The organism is Pedobacter sp. 01N416, assembly GCF_056399685.1.
Genome location: NZ_JBFTRT010000657.1, coordinates 1 through 2,592 on the forward strand (window position 1 = coordinate 1; position 2,592 = coordinate 2,592).

4 protein-coding genes are annotated in these 2,592 nt (G+C 36.7%); 2 read left to right on the plus strand and 2 right to left on the minus strand.

Translation table 11 applies throughout. The features are described 5' to 3' along the window. A partial coding sequence (locus AC1DND_RS25400; protein ID WP_477585316.1) for a recombinase RecA family protein occupies positions 1-516 on the plus strand: 516 nt, incomplete at its 5' end. A 116-nt stretch (positions 517-632) separates the two neighbouring features. Here the strand turns inward: AC1DND_RS25400 and AC1DND_RS25405 are convergent. After that, entirely contained in the window at positions 633-830 is a 198-nt protein-coding gene (locus AC1DND_RS25405) for a hypothetical protein (protein WP_108199335.1), read from the minus strand. Between the two features lie 242 nt (positions 831-1,072). After that, the gene (gene tsaD / locus AC1DND_RS25410) at positions 1,073-2,074 is read right to left on the minus strand and encodes a tRNA (adenosine(37)-N6)-threonylcarbamoyltransferase complex transferase subunit TsaD (protein ID WP_477585317.1); all 1,002 of its coding nucleotides are present in this window, start codon (positions 2,072-2,074) and stop codon (positions 1,073-1,075) included. A 215-nt stretch (positions 2,075-2,289) separates the two neighbouring features. On the opposite strand from tsaD, the gene AC1DND_RS25415 reads away from it, so the two are divergent. Further along, the coding region (locus AC1DND_RS25415; RefSeq protein WP_477585318.1) for a hypothetical protein at positions 2,290-2,592 on the plus strand (303 nt) is incomplete at its 3' end.

The window sequence follows — 2,592 nt, forward strand, 5'->3', positions numbered from 1 at the left end:
GGTTTACACGCCCGTTTAATGAGTCAGGCGCTACGTAAATTAACCGGAACAATTTCGAAAACCGGATGTTGCTGTATTTTCATTAACCAATTACGTGATAAAATTGGTGTAATGTTCGGCAACCCTGAAACCACAACCGGTGGTAATGCGTTGAAATTTTATGCATCGGTACGTTTAGATATCCGTCGTATATCACAGATCAAAGATTCTGATGAAGTTTCCGGTAACCGTGTGAAAGTAAAAATCGTTAAAAATAAAGTGGCTCCACCTTTCCGCATTGCAGAATTTGATGTAATGTTTGGTGAAGGTATTTCTAAAAACGGAGAGATTGTAGATTTAGGTGTTGACTTCGGCATCATCAAAAAAGCAGGCTCTTGGTACTCTTACGGAGATACCAAACTTGGCCAAGGTAGAGACGCCGTAAAACAATTGTTAAGCGACAACCCTGAACTTGCAGAAGAATTAGAAATTAAAATTAAAGCCGAAGTAACCGGCGATAAATTGGCTGAGAAATAAGCCTATCTTAAATTCAATAATATTAAAAACGCCCTGCTAAATATTTTTAGCAGGGCGTTTTGCTTTATATGTTATAATATTTTATAGCACAGGCCTTTATTGAAAAGGCACCGTTATTAATTCTGGCTAAAAATGGCGTTAAAATCTTTGGTTACATACACAATTACCAAAAGTGCGGCAATAACCAAAGCACCTAAAATAATCACCCCCCAGCTTCCTTTTAGTTTGTTTTTGTCATTTCTGATCAACCAATATAAAATACCGATTAGCGGTATCGCGCAAACAATCCAAAATATTAACGATGCTCCAGTCATATATATAAATTCAATTTAAACAATTCTCATTGCCAGTTTTCAATTGGCGGTTTACAGTTTTTTGCCACGGAAGCACAGAAACACGGAGGTACATTGCCTTAACCACCGTAGTAAGATTGCTTCGTTCCTCGCAATGACGAACGAGGGAATTAACCGGTTTTCAGTTGCCAGTTTACCGTTAACAGTCAACTACTCTAGGCAATTAACTATTTACTAATGAACCAATGACCAATGAACCAAAATTAAAACTCCATTCTCGCCATTGGCGAAACATCCTGTCCTACGAAATCCTGTTTCAGGTATTTCTGGTAGCCTGCTATGGCAATCATCCCTGCATTATCTGTACAGTATTGAAAAGCGGGGATATATACCTTCCAGCCCAGTTCGTCGGCTGTTTGCTGTAATCCATTTCTTAAACCGGAGTTCGCCGAAACACCTCCTGCAATAGCAATTTCATTAATTCCGTATTGTTTTGCCGCTTTCTTTAACTTATTCAGCAAAATTTGCACAATGCTATGTTGAACCGATGCGCAAATATCATCTAAATTTTCGGCAATAAAATTATGGTTCTCTTTTTCCTGCTTCCTGATAAAATACAGGATAGAAGTTTTAAAACCACTAAAGCTAAAATTCAGATCGGCAATTTGCGGTTCGGCAAATTTAAAGGCCAAAGGATTTCCATGCTGTGCATGTTTATCGATCAGCGGCCCTCCCGGATAAGGCAAAGCCAGTAATTTAGCAGTTTTATCAAAAGCTTCACCCGCAGCATCATCCAATGTTTCGCCAATTATTTCCATATCAAAGTAATCTTTTACCAGCACAATCTGTGTGTGCCCGCCCGAAACGGTTAAACAGATAAATGGAAAACCTGGCTTAGGATCATCAATAAAGTGCGCTAAGATGTGCGCATGCATATGATTAACAGAAATTAAAGGTATATTTAAAGCTAATGCAAAAGATTTTGCAAAAGAAACACCAACCAGTAACGATCCTAAAAGGCCGGGGCCACGTGTAAAAGCGACAGCATTAATGTCCTGTTTTGTAACTTTAGCATTAATTAAAGCTTGTTGTACGGCAGGCACAATATTTTGTTGATGTACCCTTGAAGCTAATTCAGGTATAACACCACCATAATTTTGATGAATTGTTTGGTTTGCAATAACATTGGCAGTAATTTTGCCGTTGTTACAAATAGCAACGGATGTATCATCGCAAGAAGACTCGATAGCAAGTATAACAGACAAATTATTAATATTTAAGCTGCAAAATTATTAAAAAACTATTTAAAATACTCCTTTGGGTAATCGCATCAATAATTCTGCTGTTTGCGCTTCTTATTTTTTCGCTACAATTTAAGCCTGTTCAAACTTATTTTGCGCAGAAGGCTGCCGCATATTTATCTAAAGAGCTTAAAACCACCGTATCAATCAAGAGTCTCTACATCAAGCCATTTAAATCTATTGTACTCGAAGATTTATTGGTTTTAGATTTACAAAAAGACACTTTACTAAGCACACCACAATTTATGGTGGATATTAATCAATTATCCATTGATAAAAAGATCATTGATATCAATACCCTTCAAATTAACAATGGGCAGTTTTTCCTAAAGGATTTCAAAGATAAGTCTTCTAATCTCGATTTCATTATAAACTACTTCGATTCTGGTAAACCTACTGTAAAGAAAAAGAAAAGCAAACCATACGATATTAATATTGGCCGCATTATTTTAAATAAATTCGCCTTCAGGTATATCAATTTC

Bases quoted from the DNA above. Each gene is read 5' to 3' on its own strand.
- AC1DND_RS25405 (WP_108199335.1), bottom strand. From the start codon at position 830: ATGACTGGAGCATCGTTAATATTTTGGATTGTTTGCGCGATACCGCTA.